Annotated in this window: 22 protein-coding genes and 1 riboswitch; of the genes, 10 read left to right on the top strand and 12 right to left on the bottom strand. The window is 74.3% G+C overall.

Features of this window, described 5'->3' with window-relative positions; translation table 11 throughout:
- Positions 1 to 24: 24 nt before the first annotated feature.
- Positions 25 to 139, bottom strand: a riboswitch (SAM riboswitch).
- A gap of 399 nt (positions 140 to 538) precedes the next feature.
- Both IEW03_RS01515 and IEW03_RS01520 read left to right on the top strand, forming a co-directional pair.
- Positions 539 to 1,054 carry a rhodanese-like domain-containing protein gene (locus tag IEW03_RS01515; RefSeq protein ID WP_188521869.1) on the top strand — a complete coding sequence of 172 codons (516 nt, stop codon included), beginning with the start codon at positions 539 to 541 and terminating at the stop codon, positions 1,052 to 1,054.
- A 62-nt stretch (positions 1,055 to 1,116) separates the two neighbouring features.
- Complete coding sequence (locus IEW03_RS01520) at positions 1,117 to 2,316, top strand: O-succinylhomoserine sulfhydrylase (protein WP_229737323.1); 1,200 nt, start codon at positions 1,117 to 1,119, stop codon at positions 2,314 to 2,316.
- 30 nt (positions 2,317 to 2,346) lie between these two features.
- Here the strand turns inward: IEW03_RS01520 and IEW03_RS01525 are convergent, their stop codons facing one another.
- Together IEW03_RS01525 and IEW03_RS01530 are read right to left on the bottom strand one after the other, a co-directional pair.
- Positions 2,347 to 3,642, bottom strand: coding sequence for an FAD-binding protein (locus tag IEW03_RS01525; protein WP_188521871.1), 1,296 nt, complete (start codon positions 3,640 to 3,642; stop codon positions 2,347 to 2,349).
- Complete coding sequence (locus IEW03_RS01530; RefSeq protein ID WP_188521872.1) at positions 3,639 to 5,006, bottom strand: MFS transporter; 1,368 nt, start codon at positions 5,004 to 5,006, stop codon at positions 3,639 to 3,641. The genes IEW03_RS01525 and IEW03_RS01530 overlap by 4 nt, the downstream gene beginning before the upstream one ends.
- Before the next feature lie 302 nt (positions 5,007 to 5,308).
- Here IEW03_RS01530 and IEW03_RS01535 point away from each other — a divergent pair, with 302 nt between their 5' ends.
- From IEW03_RS01535 to IEW03_RS01545, 3 genes are read left to right on the top strand one after another with little or no spacing between them, the layout of a single operon-like run.
- Complete coding sequence (locus IEW03_RS01535) at positions 5,309 to 6,541, top strand: ROK family protein (protein ID WP_229737304.1); 1,233 nt, start codon at positions 5,309 to 5,311, stop codon at positions 6,539 to 6,541.
- On the top strand, positions 6,538 to 8,073 hold the full coding sequence (locus IEW03_RS01540) for a sulfatase family protein (RefSeq protein ID WP_188521873.1): 1,536 nt from the start codon (positions 6,538 to 6,540) through the stop codon (positions 8,071 to 8,073). The genes IEW03_RS01535 and IEW03_RS01540 overlap by 4 nt, the downstream gene beginning before the upstream one ends.
- 60 nt (positions 8,074 to 8,133) lie before the next feature.
- Positions 8,134 to 8,868, top strand: coding sequence for a class I SAM-dependent methyltransferase (locus tag IEW03_RS01545; protein ID WP_188521874.1), 735 nt, complete (start codon positions 8,134 to 8,136; stop codon positions 8,866 to 8,868).
- 4 nt (positions 8,869 to 8,872) lie between these two features.
- On the opposite strand, the gene IEW03_RS01550 is transcribed toward IEW03_RS01545, so the two are convergent.
- The gene (locus tag IEW03_RS01550; RefSeq protein WP_188521875.1) at positions 8,873 to 9,889 is read right to left on the bottom strand and encodes an NADP-dependent oxidoreductase; all 1,017 of its coding nucleotides are present in this window, start codon (positions 9,887 to 9,889) and stop codon (positions 8,873 to 8,875) included.
- Positions 9,890 to 9,922: 33 nt separating this feature from the next.
- A complete protein-coding gene (locus IEW03_RS01555; RefSeq protein WP_188521876.1) occupies positions 9,923 to 10,321 on the bottom strand; it encodes a DUF1304 domain-containing protein in 399 nt (132 codons plus the stop codon).
- Positions 10,322 to 10,412: 91 nt separating this feature from the next.
- Here IEW03_RS01555 and IEW03_RS01560 point away from each other — a divergent pair, with 91 nt between their 5' ends.
- Entirely contained in the window at positions 10,413 to 11,000 is a 588-nt protein-coding gene (locus IEW03_RS01560; protein ID WP_188521877.1) for a TetR/AcrR family transcriptional regulator, read from the top strand.
- Between the two features lie 71 nt (positions 11,001 to 11,071).
- On the opposite strand, the gene IEW03_RS01565 is transcribed toward IEW03_RS01560, so the two are convergent.
- Entirely contained in the window at positions 11,072 to 12,559 is a 1,488-nt protein-coding gene (locus IEW03_RS01565) for an alpha-amylase (protein ID WP_188521878.1), read from the bottom strand.
- Positions 12,560 to 12,835: 276 nt separating this feature from the next.
- Here IEW03_RS01565 and IEW03_RS01570 point away from each other — a divergent pair, with 276 nt between their 5' ends.
- Both IEW03_RS01570 and IEW03_RS01575 read left to right on the top strand, forming a co-directional pair.
- Positions 12,836 to 14,074, top strand: coding sequence for a M14 family zinc carboxypeptidase (locus IEW03_RS01570; protein WP_229737305.1), 1,239 nt, complete (start codon positions 12,836 to 12,838; stop codon positions 14,072 to 14,074).
- A complete protein-coding gene (locus IEW03_RS01575; RefSeq protein ID WP_188521880.1) occupies positions 14,074 to 16,053 on the top strand; it encodes a DUF5107 domain-containing protein in 1,980 nt (659 codons plus the stop codon). The genes IEW03_RS01570 and IEW03_RS01575 overlap by 1 nt, the downstream gene beginning before the upstream one ends.
- Before the next feature lie 18 nt (positions 16,054 to 16,071).
- Here the strand turns inward: IEW03_RS01575 and IEW03_RS01580 are convergent, their stop codons facing one another.
- From IEW03_RS01580 to IEW03_RS01600, 5 genes are all read right to left on the bottom strand, one after another.
- Positions 16,072 to 16,839: a DUF8692 domain-containing protein gene (locus tag IEW03_RS01580; RefSeq protein WP_188521881.1), complete on the bottom strand. Its 768-nt coding sequence runs from the start codon at positions 16,837 to 16,839 to the stop codon at positions 16,072 to 16,074.
- Between the two features lie 118 nt (positions 16,840 to 16,957).
- Complete coding sequence (locus tag IEW03_RS01585) at positions 16,958 to 17,617, bottom strand: response regulator (protein WP_188521882.1); 660 nt, start codon at positions 17,615 to 17,617, stop codon at positions 16,958 to 16,960.
- On the bottom strand, positions 17,614 to 18,918 hold the full coding sequence (locus IEW03_RS01590) for a sensor histidine kinase (protein WP_188521883.1): 1,305 nt from the start codon (positions 18,916 to 18,918) through the stop codon (positions 17,614 to 17,616). Before IEW03_RS01590 ends, IEW03_RS01585 begins: the two co-directional genes overlap by 4 nt.
- An 80-nt stretch (positions 18,919 to 18,998) precedes the next feature.
- Positions 18,999 to 19,907 (bottom strand): hypothetical protein, encoded by a 909-nt coding sequence (locus IEW03_RS01595; protein ID WP_188521884.1) that lies wholly within the window; start codon positions 19,905 to 19,907, stop codon positions 18,999 to 19,001.
- Positions 19,907 to 20,620, bottom strand: coding sequence for an ABC transporter ATP-binding protein (locus IEW03_RS01600; protein WP_188521885.1), 714 nt, complete (start codon positions 20,618 to 20,620; stop codon positions 19,907 to 19,909). Before IEW03_RS01600 ends, IEW03_RS01595 begins: the two co-directional genes overlap by 1 nt.
- A 254-nt stretch (positions 20,621 to 20,874) precedes the next feature.
- On the opposite strand from IEW03_RS01600, the gene IEW03_RS01605 reads away from it, so the two are divergent.
- The gene (locus tag IEW03_RS01605; RefSeq protein WP_188521886.1) at positions 20,875 to 23,322 is read left to right on the top strand and encodes a choice-of-anchor L domain-containing protein; all 2,448 of its coding nucleotides are present in this window, start codon (positions 20,875 to 20,877) and stop codon (positions 23,320 to 23,322) included.
- Between the two features lie 2 nt (positions 23,323 to 23,324).
- Positions 23,325 to 23,909, top strand: a complete 585-nt coding sequence (locus IEW03_RS01610) for a hypothetical protein (protein WP_188521887.1) — start codon at positions 23,325 to 23,327, stop codon at positions 23,907 to 23,909.
- 36 nt (positions 23,910 to 23,945) lie between these two features.
- Here IEW03_RS01610 and IEW03_RS01615 read toward each other — a convergent pair whose 3' ends face one another.
- Together IEW03_RS01615 and IEW03_RS01620 are read right to left on the bottom strand one after the other, a co-directional pair.
- Positions 23,946 to 24,653: a hypothetical protein gene (locus tag IEW03_RS01615; RefSeq protein WP_229737306.1), complete on the bottom strand. Its 708-nt coding sequence runs from the start codon at positions 24,651 to 24,653 to the stop codon at positions 23,946 to 23,948.
- A 58-nt stretch (positions 24,654 to 24,711) separates the two neighbouring features.
- The gene (locus IEW03_RS01620) at positions 24,712 to 25,260 is read right to left on the bottom strand and encodes a hypothetical protein (RefSeq protein ID WP_188521889.1); all 549 of its coding nucleotides are present in this window, start codon (positions 25,258 to 25,260) and stop codon (positions 24,712 to 24,714) included.
- Positions 25,261 to 25,293: the final 33 nt, after the last annotated feature.

The following is a 25,293-nucleotide window of genomic DNA, read 5'->3' on the forward strand; positions in this document are numbered from 1 at the left end:
CCTCGGTCGTGCCGGGGAGAGACCTCCCCGCGCTTGCCCGACGCCGGTCGGCGCGGGCCAGGTCGTCACCCGGGGCACCCCGCCGCGAGAGGAGGGTTGCCGGCCAGCGAGCCGGGGCTTCGCGCTGGCGCTCTTGACCTGTGCACCATGCTCAGGTCGGCCCGCCGCGTCGTCAAGCGCTGGGACGGTGCTTCTCACGATGCGGTCAGCCGGAGGGTGCCCGCGCGCCGGGTGGGCGCGCCGTGGCCTCCGAAGCCGCCGCCCAACCCCCCTCACCACACCACCGCGGGAGGTCGTCGGCACCCTGGACCTCCGGCCGGTCGTGGGGGCGCACGGGCGGCGGGAGCGACACACGTTCGCTTCGCGAGACGGGGTGCCCAGCAGGCGGACGGCTGTCGTACGATCGCCAGGACCATCCCGAGCGGCCGAGTGACGTGGCACGTCGACGCCGCAGCAACCCGCGGGCCGGGGTCGCCGCCTGTCGGCGCACCACCGTCCGGACGAGGGTGCTACCGCCACGACCGATGGGAGGAGTGCGATGACCGCGCCTGCACCGACACCTGGCTCACGCCCCGACGCCCGACCGGCCACCGGCTACGCCGGCGACCTGACCCCCCAGCAGGCGTGGGACCTGCTGGCCGGCGACCCCGACGCCGTCCTCGTCGACGTGCGCACCGACGGCGAGTGGCGCGCCGTGGGGGTGCCCGACCTCGCCGGGATCGACAAGCGCGCCGTCCTCGTCGAGTGGGTCAAGGCCGGCGGCCGCCCCAACGCCGGGTTCCTGGCCGACCTCGGCGCCGCGGGCGTCGGGCCGGGCCGCCCGGTCGTGTTCCTGTGCCGCTCGGGGCAGCGCTCCATCGGCGCCGCCCGGCTCGCCACGTCGGCCGGCATCGGCCCGGCGTACAACGTGCTGGAGGGCTTCGAGGGCGGCGCCGGGTTCGACGGCGTGCGCGACCGCGAGGGCTGGAAGGTCCGCGGCCTGGCGTGGGCGGCGTACGACGACGAGCAGGACGACGCCGCGCCGCGCGGCCCCCAGGAGGAGCAGGCCCGGTGACCGACGCGCAGACCCCCACCGGCCCCGGCGCCGACCCCGAGACCTCCGGCGGCTCGCGCCCGCTGCCCGCGAGCGCCCGCCCCGCGACGCTCGCCGTCCGCGGCGGGCACCGGCGCTCGGACTTCCTGGAGATGTCCGAGGGCCTGTTCCTCACCCAGGGCTACACCTACGGCTCCGCGGCCGACGCCGAGGCGGCGTTCGCGGGCGAGCGGTCGCAGTTCCTGTACTCCCGGTACGGCAACCCCACGGTGCACACGTTCGAGGAGCGGCTGCGCCTCATCGAGGGAGCCGAGGCCTGCTACGCGACGGCGTCGGGCATGTCGGCGGTGTTCAACACCCTCGCCGCGCTGGTGCGCTCCGGCTCGCGGATCGTGTCCGCGCGGGCGCTGTTCGGCTCCACCAACGTCATCTACGACGAGATCCTCGCCAAGTGGGGAGTGCAGGTCGACCTGGTCGACGGGCACGTGACCTCGCAGTGGGAGGAGGCCCTCGCCACGCCGGCCGACGTCGTGTTCTTCGAGTCGCCGTCCAACCCCATGCAGGACCTCGTGGACGTGCGGCGCGTGGCCGGGCTCGCGCACGCCGCGGGCGCCGTCGTCGTGGTGGACAACGTGTTCGCGACGCCGGTGCTGCAGAAGCCGCTCGAGCTCGGGGCCGACGTCGTCGTGTACTCGGCCACCAAGCACATCGACGGCCAGGGGCGTGTGCTCGGCGGCGCGATCCTCGGGTCCGAGGAGTTCCTCTCGGGGCCGGTGCAGACGCTCGTCCGCAACACCGGCCCGTCGCTGAGCCCGTTCAACGCCTGGGTGCTGCTCAAGGGCCTCGAGACGCTCGACGTGCGCGTGCGCGCCCAGAACGCGGCGGCGCTGCAGGTCGCGACGGCGCTGGAGCAGCTCGACGGGATCACCGGCGTGCGCTATCCGTTCCTGCCGTCGCACCCGCAGCACGAGCTGGCGAAGTCCCAGCAGTCCGGCGGCGGCACGGTCGTGACGTTCGACCTCGACGTGCCCGACGGCACCGAGCCCCAGGAGGCGAAGAAGCGGACGTTCGCGTTCCTCGACGCCCTGCAGGTCGTGGACATCTCCAACAACCTCGGCGACGCGAAGTCGATCATCACCCACCCCGCCACGACCACGCACCGCAAGCTCGGCCCCGAGGGCCGCGCGAAGGTCGGCATCGCCGAGACGACGGTGCGCCTGTCGATCGGGCTGGAGGACCCGCTCGACATCCTCGAGGACGTCGAGCAGGCCCTGCGCGCCTGAGCCCGCCTGAAGCCGTCTGAAGGCGGGCGCTCAGGCCTGCGGCAGGCCGAGCACCCGCTCCAGGTACCGGTTGCGGAACGTGCGGCCCGGGTCGGACTCCTCCGCGAGCGCGCGGAAGTCCGCCGCCCGCGGGTACGACGACCGCACGGCGTCCCCGTCGAGGGTGAACCACTTCCCCCAGTGCGGGCGCGGCGCGAACGGCTCGAGCGCCGCCTCGACGACGGGGAGCACCTCGAGCACCTCCGCCGGGCTGTTGCGCCACGTCAGGTGGATGCCCAGCGACTCCCGGCCGTGCGACGGGCTCAGCCACAGGGTGTCGGCGGCGACGCTGCGCAGCTCCGAGACCAGCACCAGGGGCGCGAACCGCTCGGCGACCGCCCGCAGCGCCCGGAGCGCGTCGGCTGCGTCCGCGCGGTCCACGAAGTACTCCGTCTGGATCTCGTCGCCGCGGCTCGGGCTGGCGTCCGGCCGGAAGTGCGGCAGGCGCTGCCACCACGGGCCGGGCACGCCGCCCTGGACGGTCTGGTTGGGGTTCTGGCCCTCGGCGAGCTCGCCCGCGTCGGTCCGGGCCCAGCGCGCGCCGAACGCCGCCGGGTCGAGGGCGGGGTCCCACGCGTCGGTGCGCGACTTGAGCCAGACCTTCCCCGCGACCTGGGGGTCGCCCCAGCGCGGCATGACCGAGACGCTGAACGCCGCGCCCACGATCGCGTCGAGGTTCTCGAGCAGCGCCGGCCACGACAGGTCGAACCACACGTCCTGCCGCACGTCGAACGCGGGCACCAGGTCGAGGGTGACGGCCGTGACGACGCCGTGGGCGCCGAGCGCGAGCACGCGCCCGCCGAAGCCGGGGTCGTCGCCGCGGGTGTGGCGACGCAGCTCGCCGTCGGCGCCGACCGTCTCGACGGCCGACACGGCGGTGGAGAGGTTGCGGTTGCCGTCGCCGGAGCCGTGCGTGCCGGTGGCGCACGCCCCGGCCACGGAGATGTGCGGCAGGGAGCCCATGTTGTGCAGCGCCCGCCCGGTGTCGGCGAGGCCGGCCGCGACCTCGCCGTACGTGCTGCCCGCGGACACGGTCACCGTCCCGGCCGCGGCGTCGAGGTCGAACCGCGGCGGCAGGTCCCGCACGCTGACCAGCACGCCCTCGGTGTCGGCCACGTCGTTGAACGAGTGCCGCGACCCCAGGGCGCGCACGCGCGGCGCCGCGGCCACGAGCTCCTGGAGCTCGGCGACCGAGCGCGGGGCGGCCAGGCCCTGGGCGCCGAACCGGTAGCACCCGGACCAGGTCGCCCCGGGCCCGGAGAGCGCGGGGGCGACGGCGGCGCTCACGCGGTCACCGTCCGCCCGGAGCCGCTCCCGTCGGCCGCCACCGGCTCGCCGCCGGTCGTGTCGGCGAGGTCGTTGCGGAACGTCTCGCCCGCACGCCAGATGCACAGGGCGCTGATCACGCAGGCGAGCACGAGGTAGGCGCCCGCCGGCCACCACGACCCGGCGAGGGCGGTGAGCCCCACGGCGATCGCGGGCGTGGGCCCGCCGCCGATGAGGGCCGAGCCCTGGTACACGACCCCGAGGCCGGTGTAGCGCACGCGCGTGCCGAAGAGCTCGGCGAACAGGGCGCTCTGGATGCTGAACATGAGGCCCGTCCCGATCGCGTGCACGACGACGATGATCGCCCACGTGGAGAAAGCGTTGCCCATCGCGATGATCGGGAAGTAGAGCAGCCCGCCGCCGACCGCGCAGATCGCGATCCCGGTCAGGTAGACGGGCCGCCGCCCGATCCGGTCGGAGATCCGCCCCGCCAGCGGGAGCACGGCGAGCTGGACCGCGGAGGAGATCACGAAGCCCGCGAGGATGAGGTCGCTGCTCATGCCGAGGTAGGTCGTGACCCAGGAGACCGCGAACACGTTGATGATGTTGAAGGTGACGGCGTCGGCCATCCGGGCCCCGATGCCGAGCAGCACGGCCTTGGGCTGCTCGCGCAGCAGGGCCAGGAAGGGCGACTTGCGCTCGGACTGGGCGTCGGCGCGGAACGCCGAGGTCTCGGGCAGGTTCTTGCGGATGTAGAAGCCGAGGGCCAGGAACGGGCCGCTCAGGAGGAACGGGATGCGCCAGCCCCAGCTCAGGAGCTGGTCCTCGGGCAGCTGCTCCACGAGCGCGAAGATGCCCGTGGACGCGAGGAGCGCCGCCGGGGTGCCGAGCTGGTGGAAGCTCCCGGCCAGGCCGCGCTTGCCCTTCGGCGCGTTCTCCAGCGCGAGCAGCGACCCGCCGCCGTACTCCCCGCCGATGCCGATCCCTTGGACAAGCCGGAGCAGGATGAGCAGCACTGCCCCGAGCGAGCCCGCGACGGCGTAGGAGGGCAGCACCCCCATGAGGAAGGTGCCGCCCCCGATGAGGAACACGGTGACGAGCAGGACCGGCTTGCGGCCGACCTTGTCGCCGAAGTGCCCGAAGATGATGGCGCCGAGGGGGCGGGTGACGAACGCGACGGCGAACGTCCCGAAGGACTGGAGCAGCGCGACCGTCGGCGAGGCCTCGGGGAAGAAGACCCGGGGGAACACCAGCGCGGCGGCGGTGCCGAAGATCCAGAAGTCGTACCACTCGAGGAACGCGCCGGAGAACGCCGCGATCGTGGCACGCCGGGAGGTCACCGGAGCAGGGGGCGCCGACTCCGGGCGGGAGCGGGGAGACGTCATCGTCGGCCTTCCTTCGTCTCGGGCGTCACCCCGGTCAGGGGCGACACGTCGCGGCGACGCTCGTCGCCCGCGATCCCCAGGACGCTAAGGAGCACGCTTTTTTCCGTCAACAACTCGACAGAAAACTCCTCGCCCGCACGCCCGACGGCTCGGCGACCCGGCGTCCGTCGCGCCGGGAAGCGGCCCGAAACCCCCGGTGCCGACAGGCGGTGGCGTGCAGTTCTGTCGCGGTCACGAAGGTTGCCGGGCAGTTTTCTGTCGGGACCTTGTCGGAAAAACGGGGCCGTTCCTACCCTGACGACGTGACGACGACCACCGGGGGCCCCGCCCTCGTCCGCTGGCGGCACGAGGCGCACGTGCTCGCCGCGCTCCGTGAGCACGGCGCGCTGCGCCGTGCCGAGCTCGCGGCGGCCACGGGGCTGTCGCGCACCACGCTCTCGGAGATCGTCGGCGACCTCGTCGGGCGCGGGGCGGTCCGCGTCGTGGCGACCGACGCCGCCGGCCGGCGCGGCTCCGGGCGGCCCGCGGAGATGCTCGCGCTCGACCCGACCTCCGGCCAGTACCTCGGCATCGACCTCGCGCACGCGGCGGTGCACGTCGCGGTCGTGGACGCGAGCCACGACGTCATCGCGTCGGAGCACCGCGAGGTGAGCCCCGACGCCGCGTGGGACGCGCGCGTGGGCGCGGCGCTCGAGGTGGTCGACGAGATCGCCGCCGGCGGCACCCGCCTCGACGCCCTCCAGGGCGTCGGCGTCGGGCTGCCCGGCCCCTACTCCCCTGCCTGGTCGGCGGGCCACGCCGGGGCGACGGAGTCGTCGGCCGCCGCCCGCCGGCAGGTCGAGGACGCCGTGCACGACCGGTTCGGGCTCTCGCCCCTGCTGGACACCAACACCCGGCTCGCCGCGCTCGCCGAGGCGGTGCGGACGCCGGGCACCGACCGCGACCTCGTCTACCTGCGCGTGGCCACCGGCATCGGCGGCGGCATCGTCGTCGGCGGGCGGCTCGTGCACGGTGGCCGGGGGCTGTCCGGCGAGCTGGGGCACGTCACGGTCCGCCAGGACGGCCGGCGCTGCCGGTGCGGCAAGCAGGGCTGCCTGGAGACCGTGGCCTCCGTCCCGGCGATCCTCGCCACCTGCGCCGAGCGCGGACTCGACCTCGGCTCGCTGCGCGAGCTCGAACGGGCGGTCGACCGCGCCGACCCGACGCTCGAGGCCGTCCTGCGCGAGGCGGGGACCGCCACCGGCCAGGTCCTCGCGTCGACCGTGCTCGCGCTGAACCCCACCGACGTGGTCGTGGGCGGCGCCCTGGCCGCGGTCGCCCCGCCGTTCGTGCAGCAGGTCGCCTCGACCGTCACGTTCCAGGTCCACCCGATCGACGGCGCGCGCCCCCGGGTGCGGGCCTCCGACCTCGGGGACTCGGGCGGAGCCGTCGGGGCGGTCGTCGCCCTGCAGCACCGCACGTCCCTGCTCGTCGACTATCCCGGGAGCCCCGGCGCTCCCACCGTCTCGTCCCCCACCCGAAGGAGCACCTCATGACCGCTGCGACCGGACCGAGCGACGCGAGGCGCACGAACGTGCTGTTCCTCATGACCGACCAGCACCGGGTGGACACCCTCGGCGGCTACGGCAACCCGATGGCGCACACCCCGGTGCTCGACGCGCTCGCCGCGAGCGGCACCCGGTTCGACCGCTGGTACACGCCGACCGCCATCTGCACGCCCGCCCGGGCCAGCCTGCTGACCGGGCAGGCGCCGTTCCGGCACAAGCTGCTGGCCAACCACGAGCGCAACGTCGGGTACCTGGAGGACCTCGCCGACGGCGTCTTCACGTTCCCGCAGGCCCTGCGCGAGGCGGGCTACAACGCCGGCCTGATCGGCAAGTGGCACGCGGGCACCCACAAGGAGCCGGCGGACTTCGGCCTCGACGGGGTCCACCTGCCCGGGTGGCACAACCCCGTCGACCACCCCGACTACCTGGACTACCTCGCCGAGCACGACCTGCCACCGTACGAGATCAGCGACCGCATCCGCGGCACGCTGCCCAACGGCGGGCCGGGCAACCTGCTCGCGGCGCGCCTGCACCAGCCGCTCGAGGCGACGTTCGAGCACTACCTCGCCACCCGCACGATCGAGATGCTCGAGCGCTACGCCGACGACTTCCGCAGCGGCGCCAGGCCGTTCTTCCTCGAGCTGAACTTCTTCGGGCCGCACCTGCCGTACGTCGTGCCGGACGAGTACTTCGACCTGGTCGACCCCGAGACGGTCCCGCTGCCGCGCTCCATCGCGGAGACCTTCGCCGGCAAGCCGCCGGTGCAGGCGAACTACAGCGCGCACTGGACGTTCGACACGATGCCGCTGGAGACGACGCGCAAGCTCATCGCCGTCTACTGGGGCTACGTCGCGATGATCGACCGCGAGATCGGCAGGGTCCTCGAGGCCCTCGACCGGCTCGGCCTCACGGACGAGACCGCGGTCTTCTTCTCCTGCGACCACGGCGAGTTCACCGGCTCCCACCGCCTGCACGACAAGGGCCCGGCGATGTACGAGGACATCTACCGCACCCCGGGAATCCTCAAGATCCCCGGCGGGCCGGCGGGGCAGGTGCGCACCGAGTTCGTCAGCCTGCTCGACTGCACCGCGACGATCCTCGAGCTCGCGGGCATCGACCCCGCGCCCGCCGTGGACTCCCGGTCGCTCGTCCCGCTGGCGGCCGGCGAGAGCCCCGAGTGGGCCGAGGACATCGTCTGCGAGTTCCACGGGCACCACTTCCCGTACCCGCAGCGCATGCTGCGCACCGACCGGTACAAGCTCGTCGTCAACCCCGACTCGACCAACGAGCTGTACGACCTCGAGCTCGACCCCGACGAGCTCATCAACGTCTACGACCACCCCGAGCAGGCCGGGACCCGGGCCGCGATGCTGCGCCGCCTCTACCTGCTGCTGCAGGAGCGGGGCGACAAGTTCTTCCACTGGATGACGTCCATGTACGAGGTGGGCGAGGTCTCCTACGACCCCACGATGAGCGGGCTCGACGAGTCGACCTACGAGGAGGCGGCCGCGCGGCCCTGACGCCGCGGGCCCGGGCGAATTCCCTGGAGGGGCGCGCCCGCCCGGGCCTACGGTCTCCCCATGCCCGACGCGATCTTCGCCGACCCCACGCTCGCCCGGCTGTACGACCCGCTGGACCCGGACCGCCGCGACCTCGACGCCTACCTCGCGATCGCCCACGAGCTCGGGGCGCGGAGCGTGCTCGACGTCGGGTGCGGCACGGGGACGTTCGGGGTGCTGCTCGCGGCCGAGGGGTTCGACGTCGTCGGCGTGGACCCGGCGGGCGCGTCGCTCGACGTCGCCCGGGCCAAGCCGGGGGCCGGCCGGGTGCGCTGGCTGCACGGCGACGCCACCACGCTGCCGCCGCTGCAGGTGGACCTCGCGACGATGACGGGCAACGTCGCGCAGGTCTTCCGCACCGACGACGACTGGGCGGCGACGCTGCGCGGCGTCCGTGCGGCGCTCGTCCCCGGCGGCCACCTCGTGCTCGAGACCCGCGACCCGGCACGCCGCTACTGGGAGCGCTGGACCCGGGAGCAGACGTACGCGCGCACCGAGGTGCCCGGGTTCGGCGTCGTCGAGAGGTGGACCGACCTGGTCGACGTCTCCGCGCCCTTCGTCACGTTCCGCGGCACCTTCGTCCTGCCCGACGGGCGGGAGCTGCGCTCCGACTCGACGCTGCGCTTCCGCGAGCACGAGGAGGTCGAGGCGTCGCTGGCAGAGGCGGGCTACGTCGTCGAGCAGGTGCGCGACGCCCCCGACCGGCCCGGGCTGGAGTGGGTGTTCGTCGCCCGGGCCGGCCGGGGCCGCGCGTGAGCGGTCAGCCCGCGGTGCGGACGACCATCTTCCCGATGTTGCCGCCGCGCATCATGTCGAGGAACGCCTGCGGGGCGTTCTCGATCCCGTCGACGACGGTCTCGTCGTAGGCGATCTTCCCGGCGGCGAACCACTCGGTCATCCGCTCCTGGAACTCCGGCCCGTGGTGCAGGTAGCTGGGGAGCGTGAAGCCCTTGAGCATCAGGCCGCGGGTCACGGCGTTCGCCATGTTGTCCGGGCCGGCCGGGCGCTCGGTGGCGTTGTAGGCGGAGATGGCGCCGCAGAGGGCGAGGCGCCCGCCGTCGTTCATCCGGTCGAGAGCCGCCTCGAGGTGGTCGCCGCCGACGTTGTCGAAGAACACGTCCACGCCGCCGGGGGTGACGTCGCGCAGCTGGCGGCGCACGGGCCCGTCCTTGTAGTTGAAGGCCGCGTCGTAGCCGTACTTCGAGGTGAGCAGCTCCACCTTCTCGGCCGACCCGGCCGACCCGACGACCCGCTCCGCGCCCAGCAGCCGCGCGATCTGCCCGACGGCGGTGCCCACGGCCCCGGCGGCCCCGGAGACGAACACGGTCTCGCCGGGCTGCAGGCCGGCGATCGCGGTGAGCCCGACGTACGCGGTCATCCCCGTCATGCCGAGGATGCCGAGGCGCAGCGACAGCGGGGCGCCGGGGATCTCCGGGACGACCTGGAAGTACTTCGCCTCCGCCTGGGCGACGTCGCGCCAGCCGAGCTGGTGCAGCACCACCGCGCCCACGGGGACGTCGTCGGACGCGGACGCGACGACGCGGCCGACGGCGGCGCCCGTCATCGTCTCCCCGAGCGCGTACGGCGGGACGTAGCTCTTCACGTCGTTCATCCGGCCCCGCATGTAGGGGTCGACGGAGACGAACTCGTTGACCACGCGGACCTGCCCGGGCTCCGGGTCGCCGTACATGACCTGGACGGTGCGGAAGTCGTCCGCGGTGGGCCACCCGGTGGGGCGGGCGGCGAGCTGGACCTGGGTGCTGACGATCGTGGACATGCGTCGAGGATGCCTTTCGGGTGGGGGGTGCGGTCAGAGCGCGAGGCCGACGGCGAGCGCGACGACGGCGAGCAGCGGCAGCGTGCCCTGCTTGACGGCCGCGCCGCGCTTGGCGGGTGAGGACAGGAACAGCACGAGCGCGGCGGCGAGCATGCTGCCCGTGCCGGCGAGGGCGAGCGCAGCCCCGGCGCCCGTGACGCCGGCGGCGCTCCCGAGTGCGAGGAGCACGATGCCGACGCCCGTCACCACGGCGAGGAACAGGTTGTAGAAGCCCTGGTTGAACGCCAGCTCGCGGGTGGCGGCGGCCTCCTGCTCGGTGGTGCCGAACGTGGCTCGCGCCCGGCTCGTGGTCCACGCGAGCGACTCGAGCCAGAAGATGTAGACGTGGAGCGCGGCGGCGGCGCCCGCCAGGACGAGTCCGGCGACGATCATGGTCTGCTCCTGGTCCGGCACGGGGCCTGTTGTGCAACGGTCGTTCCACAATCTATTCTGTACCGGTCGTTGCACACAACCGGAGGCGCTGGTGGGTCGGTCACAGTCGTACGAGACGGGCCACGCGGTGCGGGCCGCGCGCGAGGTTTTCTGGCGCTCGGGCTACGAGTCCGCCTCGGTCCCGGCGCTCGAGCGCGCCACGGGGCTGAACCGGTCGAGCATCTACCACGCCTTCGGGTCCAAGCGCGGGCTCTTCGACGCGGCCGTGCAGAGCTACCTCGACGAGGTGGTGCGCCCGCGGCTGCGGCCGCTGGTCGCCGACCACGTCGACCCCGGCGCCGTCGTCGACTACCTCGCCGGCCTGCGCGCCGCGCTCGCCCGGGCGGACGAGATCCAGGGCACCTCCGGCTGCCTGCTCGTCAACACCTCCAGCGCCCCCATCGCGCGCGACGACGCCGTCCGCCAGACCGTGGCCGCCTATCGCGCCGAGCTGCGGGGCGCCTTGCGCCGCGGGGTCGCGGCGCACCTCCCCGACGCAGCGGCGGACGAGTTGGACCGGCTCGCCGACGTCTGCACCGCCCTCGTGATCAGCGCGTTCACCCTCGTGCGGGTGGACCCGCCCAGCGCCCTGCACTGCCTGGACACCGCCGTCGCCCTGCTCGACGACGCGCGCCGCTAGCGCAAGACCGCAGGCCGGGCCGGCGGGCACGTGCCCGCCGGCCCGGCCTGCAGCCGTCGGCTCCGGACGCCCTACGCGCCGGCCGGGAGCAGCGCGACCGCACCCCTCGCGGGCACGGTCGCGGTGAACGTGCCGTCGGCGGCGACGGTGTACGTCTCGGCGCCGTCGCCGGCGGCGACGTTCGTGTACTCGCCGGCGGGCAGCGACGTCGTGTAGGTGTGCTCGGCCTCGCCGTCGCCGTTGTTGAGGGCGACGAAGCCGGCGTCGCCGCGGCCGAAGGCGATCTGGTCGCCGCCGTCGTCCCACCAGTCGGTGAGCTCGGTGCCGGCGACCGCGTGGTGGAACGTCACCATCCCGGCGATGGCGGGGTCGCGCTGGATGCAGCTCCAGGCGTCGCTGTCGCAGTCGGCGTCGTCCACGCCGGTGGCGGTGGCCCCGGGCGCGCCGGCGTCCTTGTCGTCGAACGTGTACCCCGTGTACAGCGAGGGCGAGCCATAGGGGTGCGCGAGCATGAAGATGCTGGCGAGCCGGTAGGCGTCGCCGTCCTTGTAGGTGAGGGTCTCGCCGTTGCGCTCGGTGTCGTGGTTCGTGACGAACACGCCCGCCTGGTCCGAGGGCAGCTTGCCCTCGGCGATGCCCTGCAGGCTGGCCAGGTTCCCGCCGAACGCGGACTTGAGCTGGCGGCCGTAGTCGAACTCGTGCGAGTCGCCGCTGCCGACGTACTCGGACGGCTGGATCGGCTCGCCGGCGGCGCCGATGACCTCCTGCACCCAGTAGATGTCCGGGTTGCTCAGCTTGGACTTGATGGCGGCGAGATCCTCGGCCGGCATGTGCTTGGCGGCGTCGATGCGGAAGCCCTGCACGCCCAGGTCGATCAGGTCGTTCAGGTAGCCCGCGATCTTGTCCTGCACGTCCGGGGAGGCCGTACGCAGGTCCTGCAGCGACACCAGGCGGCAGTTCTGCACCTCCTGCCGGTCGCCGTAGTTCGCGATGTTCTCACGGCAGTCGTTGAAGTCGCCCGGGCCGTAAGGCACGCCGGGGAAGTCGTCGATCGCGAACGAGGTGCCCGCGACGCCCGTCCCGGCGCCCTGGTCCGCGCCGGTGGTGTGGTTGATGACGGCGTCCGCCACGACGCCGACGCCGGCCTCGCCGCAGGCGTCGACCATGGCCTCGAACTCCTCGCGGGTGCCGAGCTTGGACTCGATCTTGTAGCTCACCGGCTGGTAGGACGTCCACCACTCGGTGCCCTGGATGTGCTCCTGCGGCGGGGACACCTGGACCGCGTCGATGCCGGCCGGACCGACCGTGCTGGTGCACTCCTGCGCCACGGACGTCCACGTCCACTGGAACATGTTGAGGATCACGTCACCGTGACCGACCGCGGCCGGGTCGGCCTGCGCCGGCTCCTGCGCGGCAGGCTCCGGCACGGTCGGGGCCGACGTCGCGGACGTCGCCGTCGTGACCAGGCCGGCCGTCACGACGCCGGCGGCCAAGGTCGCGCCGACGGCGCGCCTGCCTCTCCGGCGACGAGTCGTGGTGGTGGTGGGTGCGAGCGTCATTGCTTCTCCTTCTCGGGTCGTCCGACCCCCTCGGGGGACCGCTGACACCGACCCGGCGTCGCTGCCGGGACGTCGTGCACGGCGCGTGGCCGCGGCGGCGATCCACCCGGATGTGGGGATGTCGCCGTTTCAGCAACCTTGCAGAAATCGGAGCAACTGTCTACCCGGGCGACTCCCGGCGCGCCGAACGCGCCGGTCGACGCAAGGATGCTGCCCACCGGCACGAGGAGGTGCCGGGCAGCACCACGGACGACCACCACCCACCCGGAGGTTCACGTGCGTCATCAGTCCTCTCCCCGTTCCCGACGGCTCGTCGCCGCGCTCGCAGCCGGGGCCACCGTCGCCGGGCTGACCGCCACGGCGGCGGCCGCCCCCGCGACGGCCGCCCCGCCCGACGAGAACGGCACCTGCAAGACCTTCGACGACCCGCAGTTCAACGGCTGGACCACCCACGCCGAGCTGAAGCGCGACCTCACGCAGCTCGAGCGCACCAGCGGCGGCCGCGTGCAGGTCGACGTCGCCGGGCACACCCAGCAGGGCCGCGAGCTGTACACCGCGCGCGTCGGCACCGGCGACCGCGTCCTCATGGTCCAGAGCGCCATCCACGGCAACGAGCGCACCGGCACCGAGGCGCTGCTCGGCATCCTCAAGAAGCTCGGCAGCGGGAGCGACCCCGCGACCCGGCGGGCGCTGGAGAACGTCACGCTCGTCGCGATGCCGATGGTCAACCCCGACGGCGGCGAGCTCAACCGGCGGGCCAACGTCGTGGCGTGGGACGACGTCGTGACGCAGTACCCGCAGCTCGACGGCGCCCCGCGCGCCTGGTACCACTCGCTGACCGGCGACGGCATCGACCAGCCCGGCTTCGACCTCAACCGGGACTTCAACGCCGACCTCGACTACGTGCCGCAGCCGCAGGACCTGCCCGGCGACCCGAAGGACGCCGGGTTCTACCTCTCGGCCGAGTCCCGCACGATCCGCGACGTCTACGTCGGGCTGGCCGAGGAGTTCGGCGAGGTCGACGCGGTCGTCGACCTGCACCACATGGGCCCGTGCGACGAGCTGACCGGCGGCCCGCAGGACGGCAAGCACATCTCCGTCTCGCTCGACTACCCGCCGCTGGGCGTGGACGACGGCGCGGCGTACCTCGAGGACTGGCCGCTGCTCGACCAGGACTCCTCCCGCCGGTACGCGCTCGCCGTGGCGAACGGCATCCAGGAGCAGTACGGCACGCAGTCGCCGCTCGCCGCCGTCGGACGCTACTTCCACCCCGACGAGCGCGAGTACGCGGGCCAGGGCCGGTCGGCGTTCGCGCTCAACGGCTCGGCCACCGTGCTGTTCGAGGTGCGCGGTCAGCAGGACGACCTCGGCCAGAAGCTGCACGGCATGCTCGTGCAGACCGTGCGCACCGGCGTCGAGTCGCTGATCGACGCCATGGCCACCGGCGAGGTCGACACGCTCGACGGCGACGCCTTCTTCGAGCTCCCCGACTACGGGTGGGAGGACGCCGACTGATGACCACGGTGCTGCGGTCCGAGGTGCTGGGGCTGCCCGTCGCGACGCCCGGGGCGGAGGGGCCCTTCCCGCCGCTCGGGCCAGAGCCCGTGGCCCGCCCGACCCCGGACCGCGGCACCGTCCCCGCGGACATCGCCGACCGGGTCGAGGCAGCGCCCGCGCCGTCGGTGTTCCCCTACCACCCGCAGTCGGCCTACGACCGGCGGCGCGCACCCGGGCGCCTGGACGCCGTCGTGCTGGAGAACGCGCACCTGCGGGCGACGGTCGTGCCCGGGCTCGGCGGCCGCGTCTGGTCGCTCGTCGACGTCCCCACCGGCAGGGACCTCGTCTATGCCAACCGCGTGCTCCAGCCGGCGAACCTCGCCCTGCGCGACGCGTGGTTCGCCGGGGGCGTCGAGCTCAACCTCGGCACGCGCGGCCACTCGACCACCACCTGCGCGCCGCTGCACGCGGCCGTCGTGACCGGCCCGGACGGCGCGCCCGGCCTGCGCCTGTGGGAGTACGAGCGGGTGCGCGGCGTCGTCTTCCAGGTCGACCTCCACCTCGGCCACGACGCGTCGCTGCTCGCGGTGCACGTGCGGGTGACCAACCCCGGCGAGGCCGCGGCGCCGATGTACTGGTGGACCAACGTCGCGGTGCCCGAGGAGGACGACACCCGCGTGTTCGCGGCCTCGCGCGCCACCTACGTCTCGGACTACACCGGCGGCCTGACGGGGATGACCGCGCCGTGGCGCGGCGACGTCGACATCACCCGGCCGGGGCGGCACCCGGAGGCGGCCGACTACTTCGCCGACTGCCGGGGCGCCGACGTCCCGTGGGTCATGGCGGTGGACCCGTCGGGCGTGGGCCTGCTGCACGCGAGCACCCCGCGGCTGGCCGGACGCAAGCTGTTCTGCTGGGGGTCCGGCCGCGGCGCCCGCCGCTGGCAGGAGTGGCTCTCGCCGGCCGGCGGGCGCTACGCCGAGATCCAGGCCGGGCTCGCGACCACCCAGTACGAGTACCTCGAGCTGCCCGGGCGCCAGGAGTGGTCGTGGACGGAGGCGCTCGGGCGCGTCGACGTCGGGCCCGTGCCGGCGGCGACCTCCCCGGAGGACGGGTACGCCCGGGCCGAGGCCGCCGCGGAAGCCCGGGTCAGCGCCGGGCGGCTGGCGTCGCTCGACGACGCCCTGGCGAGCGCGGCGCGTCGTGCCCCCGACGAGATCCTCGCCACCGGGTCGGGCTGGGGGCACGTGGAGGCGCTGCTGCGTGGCCCGGCGGGGTGGGTCGACGAGACGGCGACGCCGTTCCCCGACGTGCCCGCCGGGCCGCACCGCGTCTGGCAGGAGCTCGTGACGACTGGCCGGGCACCTGCGACCGTGGACACGGCCGCGCACGTGCGGGGCCCGCTCTGGCACGACCTGCTCACCGCGGCGGCCGGCGAGGGCGGCGCGTTCGCCCGCTACCACCTCGGCGTCCTGGAGCTCGTCGACGGGGGCGGCCCGGGCGCCACCGACGAGGCGCGCCGGCACCTGCGCGCCTCGCTGGCCGCGGCCCCGAGCGCCGCGGCCCACCGCGCGCTGGCGCACGTCGAGCTCCGCGCGTCCGACGCCGGCGCCGCCGTCCGGGCGTTCGGCGACGCGCTCGCGCTCGCCGGACCGGGTTCCGCCGAGCGGCCGGTGCTCCTCCTGGAGCTGCTGCGGTGCCTGCTCGACGCCGGGTCCTTCGAGGCGGCGCGCGACCTCGCGCGCGCCACCCGCCAGGGCCCGCCGGCGCGGGCGACGCGGTCGCAGCACGCGCGGTTCCGGCTGGCCGAGGTGGAGGCGCTGCTGGGGCTGGGCGACAGGCCGGCAGCGCGGCGGATCCTCGAGTCGGACGACGTCGTCCCGGCGAACCTCCGCGAGGGCGAGACGCGCCTCGCGGCGCTGTGGCACGACGCGTCCGACGGCGCGCCGCTCCCCGCGCGGCTCGACTTCTCGATGCACGGGCACGCCCAGGGCTGACCTCTGCCCGACCCCGGCTCAGCGGTCGGCGAGCGCGGCCTCCCGGCCGGCCGGGCGGGCGGTGCCCGGACCCGGCGGCGGGTCGCCCGCGGGTCGCACGCCGAGCGCCCGGCCCAGCCGGCTGCGGAAGACCGGCCGGTGGCCCAGGAGCGCCACCGCGAAGGCGAAGGCGACCACGAGGTTCATCACCGCGACCTCCCCGCCGTCCTCCGCCGTCATGAGGGCGAGGTTCAGCGCGCCGACGTCGGCGATCCCGTGGACGAAGTCCACGACGACCCCCGCCGCGAACAACGCCGCCCCGAGCAGGACGAGCACCCCGGAGACCGCGCGCCCCTCGGCGTCGGAACGCAGGTGGAGCACGACCAGGACGCCGCCCACGACGGCCGCGACGGCGACGAGCCACACGAGCTCGCCCACGTGCGAGTGGGGGACGGCGGGCAGCCGGTCGCTGATCAGGCCGCCCGCCTGCTCGTGCAGCATCAGCCGTTCGTCGACGAGGAGCACCGCGAAGGCGCCGGCCCAGCCGGCCAGGACCGGCATCCGCGCGCGGACGGCGGCCCAGGCGAGGAGGCCGACCGCCCAGACGTTCTGGACGGCGAAGAAGACCTCACCGTAGCCCCACTCCTGCCCGAGGCCGAAGTTCTGCTCACTGGGCCAGCCGACCGTGCGGCGGCCCACGTGGGCGGCGACGAGCCCGGCGGTGGTCGCCAGGAGCATGACCGCGAGCGCCGCGGCGGGGCCACGGTGCAGACCCAGCAGGGTCACCGTGCTGCGCAGGACCGACATCGACCCGGTCTCCTCTCGACGCGTCGCGCCGTACGCTAGGGGGCGTTGATGAGACGCGGATGAGAAGCGTCCGCGGACCCCCGTGGGGCCCGCTGGGTCGGCCGTGAGGGCCGACGGGTCAGGCGCCGGGCACGACCAGGCCCGCGTCGTACGCCCACACGACGAGCTGCACGCGGTCCCGGGCACCGGTCTTCGTCATGATGCGGCTCAGGTGCGACTTCACCGTGCTCGGCTCGAGGAACAGCGCGGCGGCGATCTCCGCGTTGGACGACCCGCGGCACAGCAGCGTGACGATCTCGCTCTCGCGGGCCGTGAGCAGGCCGACGGCGGCGGCGTCGGGGGCGACCGGCCCGCGGCGACGGGCGAACTCGTCGATCACCCGGCGGGTGAGGGACTGGTCGACGAGCCCGTCGCCGTCGGCCACGCGCCGTACGGCGTCGGCCAGCACCTCGGGCTCGGCGTCCTTGAGCAGGAAGCCGGACGCGCCCGCCTCCAGGGCGCCGAAGACGTAGTCGTCGAGGTCGAAGGTGCTCACCACGAGCACCGGCACCGGGTCCGCGACGCCGGGGCCGGCGAGCTCGCGCGTCGCCGTGATGCCGTCGCCGCCGGGCATGCGCACGTCCATGCAGACGACGTCGGGGCGCACGCGCCGCACGACGCGCACCGCGTCGGCGCCGCTGGACGCCTCGCCGACCACCTGCATCCCCTCGCTCTCGAGGATCACGGCGATCCCGGCACGCACCATCGCCTGGTCGTCCACGAGCACGACGCGGGTCATCGGGCCTCCTCCTGGGTCTCGGGCACGGCCGCCGGCGAGGCCGACGGTCGCGGGACGGTGAGCCGCACGCGCCAGCCGCCGCCCGGCACGGGACCGGCGTCGAGCGTCCCGGCGACGAACTCGGCCCGCTCGCGCATGCCGATGAGGCCGTGCCCGGGGGCCTCGGGCGCGGCGAGCGGCCCGTCGTTGCGCACCGTCACCACCAGGCCGTGCTCCGCGTACTCGGTCGTGACCTCGACCGGGTGGCCGGGGGCGTGCCTCCGGGCGTTCGACAGCGCCTCCTGCAGCACCCGGTAGACCGTGAGCTGCACCGTCGGCGGCAGGTCGAAGGGCTCGCCGCGGCCGACCTCGCGCACGCTCGCGCCGGTGCTGCGCGCCAGCTCGACGAGCTCGGGGACGTCGGCGAGGGTCGGCTGGGGAGCCGCCGGCCCCGGCTCGCCCTGCTCGGCGTCCGCGCGCAGGATGCCGACGACGAGCCGCAGGTTGTCGAGGGTCTCGCGCCCCTGGGCCCGGATCCAGCGCAGCGACTCCTTGGCCCGGTCCGGGTCGCGCTCGACCAGCCGCTCGGCCGCCGACGCCTGGACGACGATGCCCGACAGGTGGTGCGCGGCGACGTCGTGCAGCTCGCGCGCCATCCGGCCGCGCTCCTCGAGCACCGCCTGGGCCGCGAGCGCCTCCCGCTCCCGCTGCGCCTGCAGCACCTGGGCGCGCAGCCCGGCGAGGAGCTCGCGCCGCGTGGCGACGTAGCCGCCGACGAGCGCCGCGCCGAGGTAGGTGATGAGGGCGGACACGAGCCCGCCCCACAGCTGGGTCCCCACCGGAGCGCCGAGCTCGGCCGCGGCCTCCGCGCCGCCGAGCACGAAGCCGACCAGCACCTGCACGACGGCGACCGCCCCCGCGCCCCACACGGCCGTCCTCCGCGGCCCGTACGCGCCGAGGGAGTAGGCGGCGACGATGCCCGCGGGCGCCTGGAACGACACGTACGGCGGCAGCAGGAGGACCAGCGCGAGCTGGCCGGCCAGCGTCAGCGCCAGGCAGGCCAGCGGCGCCCGGCGGCGCAGCGTCAGCGCCGCCGCCTGCGCGACGAGCACGGCGCACACCGCCACGGTCCGCCCCGCGGTCATGCCCGCCAGCACCGGACCGGCGCCGAACGCCGTGCCGAGGTCGGACGAGACGAGCCGCAGGATCATGAGGAAGAGCGTGACGCTCCCCGCCGCGACGACGGCTGCGAGCAGGGCGTCGCGGCCCGTCGCCGTCCGGATGCCGACGGCGTCGAGCCGGCGGTGCAGCACGTCGAGCACGGCGTCCTCCGGGGTGGTGTGGGTCGGCGCGCGGCGCCCGGCCCCAGGGTACGGGGCGGGCGCCGCGCGGTACGGGCGGCTCAGGCCAGGTCGCGGCGGCGGAAGACGACCGCGGCGACCGCGAGGCCTGCCGCCGCCCAGGCCGCCAGGCCCGCGAGGGCGGGCAGGGCGCCCACGGGCGACGAGCCGCCGAGCAGGTCCGCGGCCCCCTGACCCGTGGACGCGAGCGACCCGAGGGTGAGCGGCAGCCACGACGTCACCGCGGACGTCCCGCCGGACAGGATGAGCGCCGCCGCCTGCACGAGCGGCTCCACCAGCGCCAGCGACGCCACCACGACGATCGCCGCGACCTGCCCGCGCACGAGCGTGCCGACCGCGAGCCCGAGCCAGGTGAGCAGCACGAGCACCACCAGCCCCCGGCCCCAGACGGCGAGCGCCTCGCCGGGGCCGAGCGCCAGGGTGGCGCCGGGCGTCGTCGCGACGGCGAGGACCAGGCCCACCACGGTGAGCAGCGCCAGCGCGGCGCCGGTGAGGAGCGCGACGACGGCCGTCGCCCCGGCCTTGCCGGCCAGGACCCGCAGCCGGTCGGGGACGACGAGCGCGGTGGGGACGATGCCGCCGGTGCGGAAGTCGGTCGTCACCGCGAGCACGCCGAGCAGCAGCATGCACAGGGCGGTGACGCCGGACGAGCCCGCTCCCCCGGCACCGTTGCCCAACAGGTCGAGCATGCCGCGCTGCGCGTCGGCGGAGCCGAGGTCGGTGAGCGCGGTGAGCTCCGGGACCAGGTCGGCCGACATCTCCGGGGGAGCCTGCACCCCGACGGAGAGCCCGGAGCCCTCCATGGACGCCAGGGCGCTGAGGGTGCGCGGCAGCACCAGGTGCAGCACCTGGGTGAGGGCCATCCCCGCGAGCGCGACGGCGGCGATGATCCAGGGCGTGCGGGTGGTCCGCAGCTTGAGCAGCTCGGCCCTGAACACGGCGAGAGACATCAGCGCACTCCTTCGGTGGTGGCGGTGAGGTCGAGGTACACGTCCTCGAGGGACCGGTCGGTGACGAGGTCGTCCAGCGGGCCGTCGGCGACGACCCGGCCCTGGCCGATGACGACCAGGGCGTCGGCCACCTGGGCCACCTCGGCGAGCACGTGGCTCGCGAGGAGCACGGTGCCGCCGTCGGCGGCGAAGGACCGCAGCAGCTCGCGCAGCCAGCGCATCCCGGCGGGGTCGAGGCCGTTGGCGGGCTCGTCGAGGACGAGCACCTCCGGGCGGCCCAGCAGGGCGGCCGCGATCCCGAGCCGCTGCTTCATGCCCAGCGAGTACGTGCGCACGCGGCGGTCCGCGGCGGGCGTCATCCCCACGAGGTCGAGCACCTCGCCGACGCGCCGCGCCGGCAGCCGCACCGCCGTGGCGAGCACCCGCAGGTGGTCCCGGCCGGTGCGGCCCGGGTGCAGGCCGCCGGCGTCGAGCAGCGCCCCGACCACGCGGGCCGGGTGCTCGAGGTCGGCGTACCGGCGGTCGTCGAACGTCGCGGTCCCCGCGTCGGCGGAGGCGAGCCCGAGCAGCACGTGCAGCGTCGTGCTCTTGCCCGCGCCGTTGGGCCCCAGCAGGCCCACGACGCTCCCCGGCCGGGCCGTGAACCCGACGTCGTGCACGGCCTCGAAGGCCCCGTAGGACTTGTGCAGCCCGTCGATCCGGATGGCGGTCATCCGTCCTCCCCTCCTGTTCCCGGCCGGCCCCGCCAGCTCCTCGCGAGGCCCGCGCCGGTAGTGACCAGCCTTCCGGCGGGGCACCTCTGGCGTCTTGCGCCGCAGGACGGAACCTGCGTTGCGTCTCCCGAGGGAACTGTCGCCCCGGTGTCCCGAACTCGGCGCCGCGCGCTCCCCACAGCCATGAAGTCCGGGACGGCCCGCACCGTGCGGGCCGGACAACGGGCCGCGTCCCGCGGCCGTCGGAGGAACTCATGCGTCACCTGTTGCGGTACGGAACTGCGGCGCTCACGAGCGCAGCTCTGGTCGTCGGCGGAGCCGTCGGGGCGCACGCCGCGCCGAAAGGCACCGGGACCATCGAGGTCACCTTCAGCACGCCCGACGGCGTGCCCGGCCAGCTCAACCTGACGAGCAAGGAACAGCAGTTCGTCGCCTCGAAGTCCCTCGAGGGCTCCCAGAGCGTCGTCGAGTGGGACGCGCCGTCGGGTCGCTACTCCGTCGACGTCGACCCGGTCATGGCGGGCAACCTGCGCTACGTCGGGGTGGCGGAGAAGCTGCGCAACATCCAGGTCAAGCCGGGGGCGACCACCGAGGTCACCGTCACGTACTTCCGCTCCCAGGGCGTCCAGAAGGTGCACCAGGTGGGCGCGGAGCCCGACCGCGTGACCCTCGCCTGGGACGCGCCGGAGCACACGTCGGTGCAGGTGCGGCGCACGCGCGGCAGCGAGCCGGCGACCAGCCCGTCCGAGGGCGTCCGCGTCGAGGCCGACGCCGACGGCCTGGTCGACACCGGGCTCGAACCCGGGACGCGCTACACCTACGCCCTGTGGGCGAGGCCCGGCGACGCCGCGCACGGCGTGGCCCACCGGGCCGACCCGGTGGCACTGACCGTGGGCACGCCCGATCCCGAGCGCCCCGAGATCGCCAGCTACACCGTCAGGCAGATGACGATGCTGGCGACCCACGACGAGGTCCTGTCCGCGCAGCCGACGGGAGACGGCGTGCGCGTCGCGCTCGCCGAGGGCGTCGACGCCCCGGCACCGGGCACGGCCGTCGTGCTCCCGGTCTCGGACGCCCTCGCCGCCGGGTACGTCGGTGTGGTCGACGACGTGTCGCTCGACGGCCGCACGCTGGGGCTCGCTGCCGGCGGCGTCGGCGACAGCCTCGACTACCTGGACCTGTCCGTGGCCGACCTCGGTTCCGCGCCGCTGCAACAGGTCGAGGCCGAGGGCGCGGGCGAAGGCCCCGCACCCCAGCCCCTGGCCACGGACGCCCGTGCACGGGGCGTCTCCCCGGCGCAGGAGCAGCCCGGCACCCAGGCGGTCGGCGAGTGCAACAACCTCGGCGCCGAGCTCGGCAGCATCGGGTTCGACCCCGGTTTCGAGATGGACGGCCACATCGACGTCACCGTCGACAAGTACAACGTGCTCGGCGTGGACATCCCGTCCGGCCTCGCCATGGACACCGAGGTCGCGGTCACGGTCTCCGGCGCCCTGAGCGCGACGGCGAAGGCCGCCTACGAGTGCAACATCGTCCTCCCCTCGCTGATGAAGACGTTCGCCGCGGGCCCCGTGCCCCTGGCGCTCCTCATCAAGCCGGCGGTGAAGATCGGGGTCTCGGGCGAGCTGAAGATCTCGAACGTCGGTGCCGCAGCGACGCTGGGCTTCGCGGCCGAGGGGTACGTGGGGCTCGAGGGCGACAACCACTTCGACACGGACCTGATCGCCGAGGTGGAGCCCCTCACCCCGAAGGTCGAGGGCGCTGCCGCGACCATCCAGGCCGACGTCGCCGGGGACCTGGTCTTCGGGCCGGGGGCCGGCACCACCGATGCCGGCGTGATCGCCGGGATCGGCGGCACCCTCACCCTCGTGAGCGCGAAGGCGGCGATCTCCTTCCCCGGCGGCGACCCGTGCGTCGAGCTCGGGCTGGGCGGCAAGATCGCGATGATCCTGACCGCCCGGGCCTGGCTCGGCGTCTTCGAGGTCAAGGCCGAGACGGAGCTGCTCAGCGAGGACTTCCAGTACGCGGGCAGCCCGTGGCACTTCCCGAGCGGCTGCAACGAGGCGCCTGACCCCACCGGCGACCTGCTCGGTGACGGCGTGACCATGGTCGACGACGAGGTCGTCGGCGACGCCGGTCAGTGGGGCCACGTCGAGGGCTACGCGCCCGGCACGAAGACCTGGGTGCTCAGCACCGGCTCTGTCGAGGACGCCAAGGGCGACCCGAGCCACCTCGCGAGCACCGACCTCGACGGGCCGGGCCACGACGCGCTGGACGGCCTGACCGGCGTCGACACCTTCGACGCGGCCGCCTACCGCGTGCGCCTCGTCCCGACGGGCGACACGCTCCGCGTCCGGTACGTCTTCGCCAGCGAGGAGTACCCGGAGTTCGTCGGCAGCAGGTTCAACGACGCGATGGGGGTATTCGTGGACGGGCAGAACTGCGCTACCGTGCCGGGCACCGCGAGTCCCGTCTCCGTCGCGACCGTCAATGCCGACACCAACGCGCAGTACTTCGTCGACAACGCCGCGGGCGCGCCGGGGTACGACACGGCGCTCGACGGCCTCACGGTCCCGCTGGACTGTGCGGTGCCCGTGGAACCAGGCGTCGCGATCGACGTCGTGATCGCGGTCGGCGACGTCGGCGACCGGAACGTCGACAGCGCGGCCGCCGTCCCCGACAACGGAATCTGGTCCGACTGACAGTGAAGAAGGAACGCCGAGGCCGCTCGCAGGGCGGCCCGCATCCCCGGCAGGTCCCCGGCTACGACGACGCCCGTCGCGCCGGGGGCCTGCCGGTCGTCCCCGACCAGCCGCCGACACTGGACGTCCGACCGACGGCCAACGGCCTGTTCCTCCGCTTCGTGGCGTTCGCCGGCGGCGGCCTGGCCGCGATCCTCGCGGTCGTCCTGCTGCTGGGCGCGCTCGACGTCCCCGACGCGTGGCGGGCCCCCGTGTTCGGCGTCCTCGGCCTGGCCTGGTTCGTGCTGCTGTTCCGCCGGCTGTCAGCCGTCGGACGGCAGTCCGCCGCCGAGCTGCAGCGCGGGTACACCACGCTGGTCCTGGACTTCGGGGGGTTCTGGGTCGGCGAGGGCCCGCTGACCCTCTCCGGCGACATGCGCGCCGCCTGGGACTACCGCGGCACCTGGCACCTCGGCCACCGCGACGGGCACGTGATCCGGGCTCCCGACCGCAGCATCGACCCGCCGGGGATGTACCCCTCGCCGCACCGCCCCGGGCAGTACGAGCTGTGGACCGGAGCCACGTGGCTCGGGCACTACGCGGACTGACTACTCGACCTTGCTTCCCACGTCGAGCACTCCCGTTCATGCTGCAAGGATGCGGAGTGCCGCCCGGCCGTCCTTGCGGGCACCCTCGGGAAGCGCGCTCCAGTGCCGTGCGTCGTCGGGAAGGTTCCGCACCAAGGTGTTGATCCGCTGACGGTCTGAGCCGACGAACTGCTCTCGCACCTCGAACGGGTCGGTCAGGCAGCACAGCAGGGCAGCGGCGTCCTGGAGATGACGCTCCCGGTCGCGGGAGTCCGTGCGGAAGGCGGCGGCCTTGAGCACGAGCGCGCCGAACACGTTCGGCACACTCACGGTCGTTGCGCGTCCTTCGACGATCGACAGGCTGGCGTTCACGGTCCGGCGCAGTGCTTGGGTGCCGCCCTCGATGGCGACCATGTCTCGACCACGCAGCCTCTCCACGACCCGCGGCGCTGCGTGGTCGGCAACCAGCACGTCGACCACATCAGGGCTGCCGGTGATCAGGTCGACCGTTGCCTCACCACGAACGAACCGGTGAGCAGTACGCTCGCGCCGGTCGATCGACGTCAGCATCTCGTAGCCGACGGACTCGAGGGCGCGAGCGGCCTTGGAGGCCATTCCGCGCGTGGTCTCCACGTGTAGCACGACGTCCACGTCGTTGGTCGGACGCACGACGTCCAACCCGCGGTGGATGGTGTGGATCTGGGTCATCAATCCGCCGACGAGTGTCCACGCCGTATGAGGGAGTACGTCGACGATCTCGGCCACGTTCGGCCACGGTGCACCCCAGCCGCCGGACGGGTTCGGGACCGCGATGGTGGGACGGTCAGCCACGGTGCCTCCCCAAGGCTTCGCTGAGAGCGTCGAGGCCTACGCGCCGTTCGCGCGTGTCCAGCGACTCGGCCAGGTCGAGCCCGGCGAGGACGACGCCGGACTGCGCAAGCTCGCGGACGGTGCCGATCGGGAAGGTCGTCGCCCGGATCGTGAACTGGCCCTCGTCGTCGGGGACCAGTCCGTAGTGCCGGACGAGCTCCACCAGTTCCTCAGCATCGATGTAGCCATCGACGCGCGCGGACTGGGCGAGCCCGAGACTCATACCCACGGCAGCGGTGTCGACAAGGACGTCTCGTACACGCCAGGTCGCTGCGGAATGGCCCGCGAACTGCTTCACCTGGGCACGCTCGCGGGCCCGGGCGAGGAATTCGACCGCCGTCACGGACCGCAACGCGGCCTTGAGCCTGGACCGCTGCGTCGTCCCCATCCAGACGGCATCGACACCGGTGAGGATCGCGACCGCGCCCCACGCGGTCGACTGTGACCACGGGCGAGTGCGGCGAGTCGCGCCGCGCACGGCAAGGAAATGGTCGATCGACATCGACTCGATGACTCCTCGCGCCGGTGCCCTGAG

Source organism: Isoptericola cucumis, from assembly GCF_014635665.1.
Classification (GTDB): domain Bacteria; phylum Actinomycetota; class Actinomycetes; order Actinomycetales; family Cellulomonadaceae; genus Isoptericola; species Isoptericola cucumis.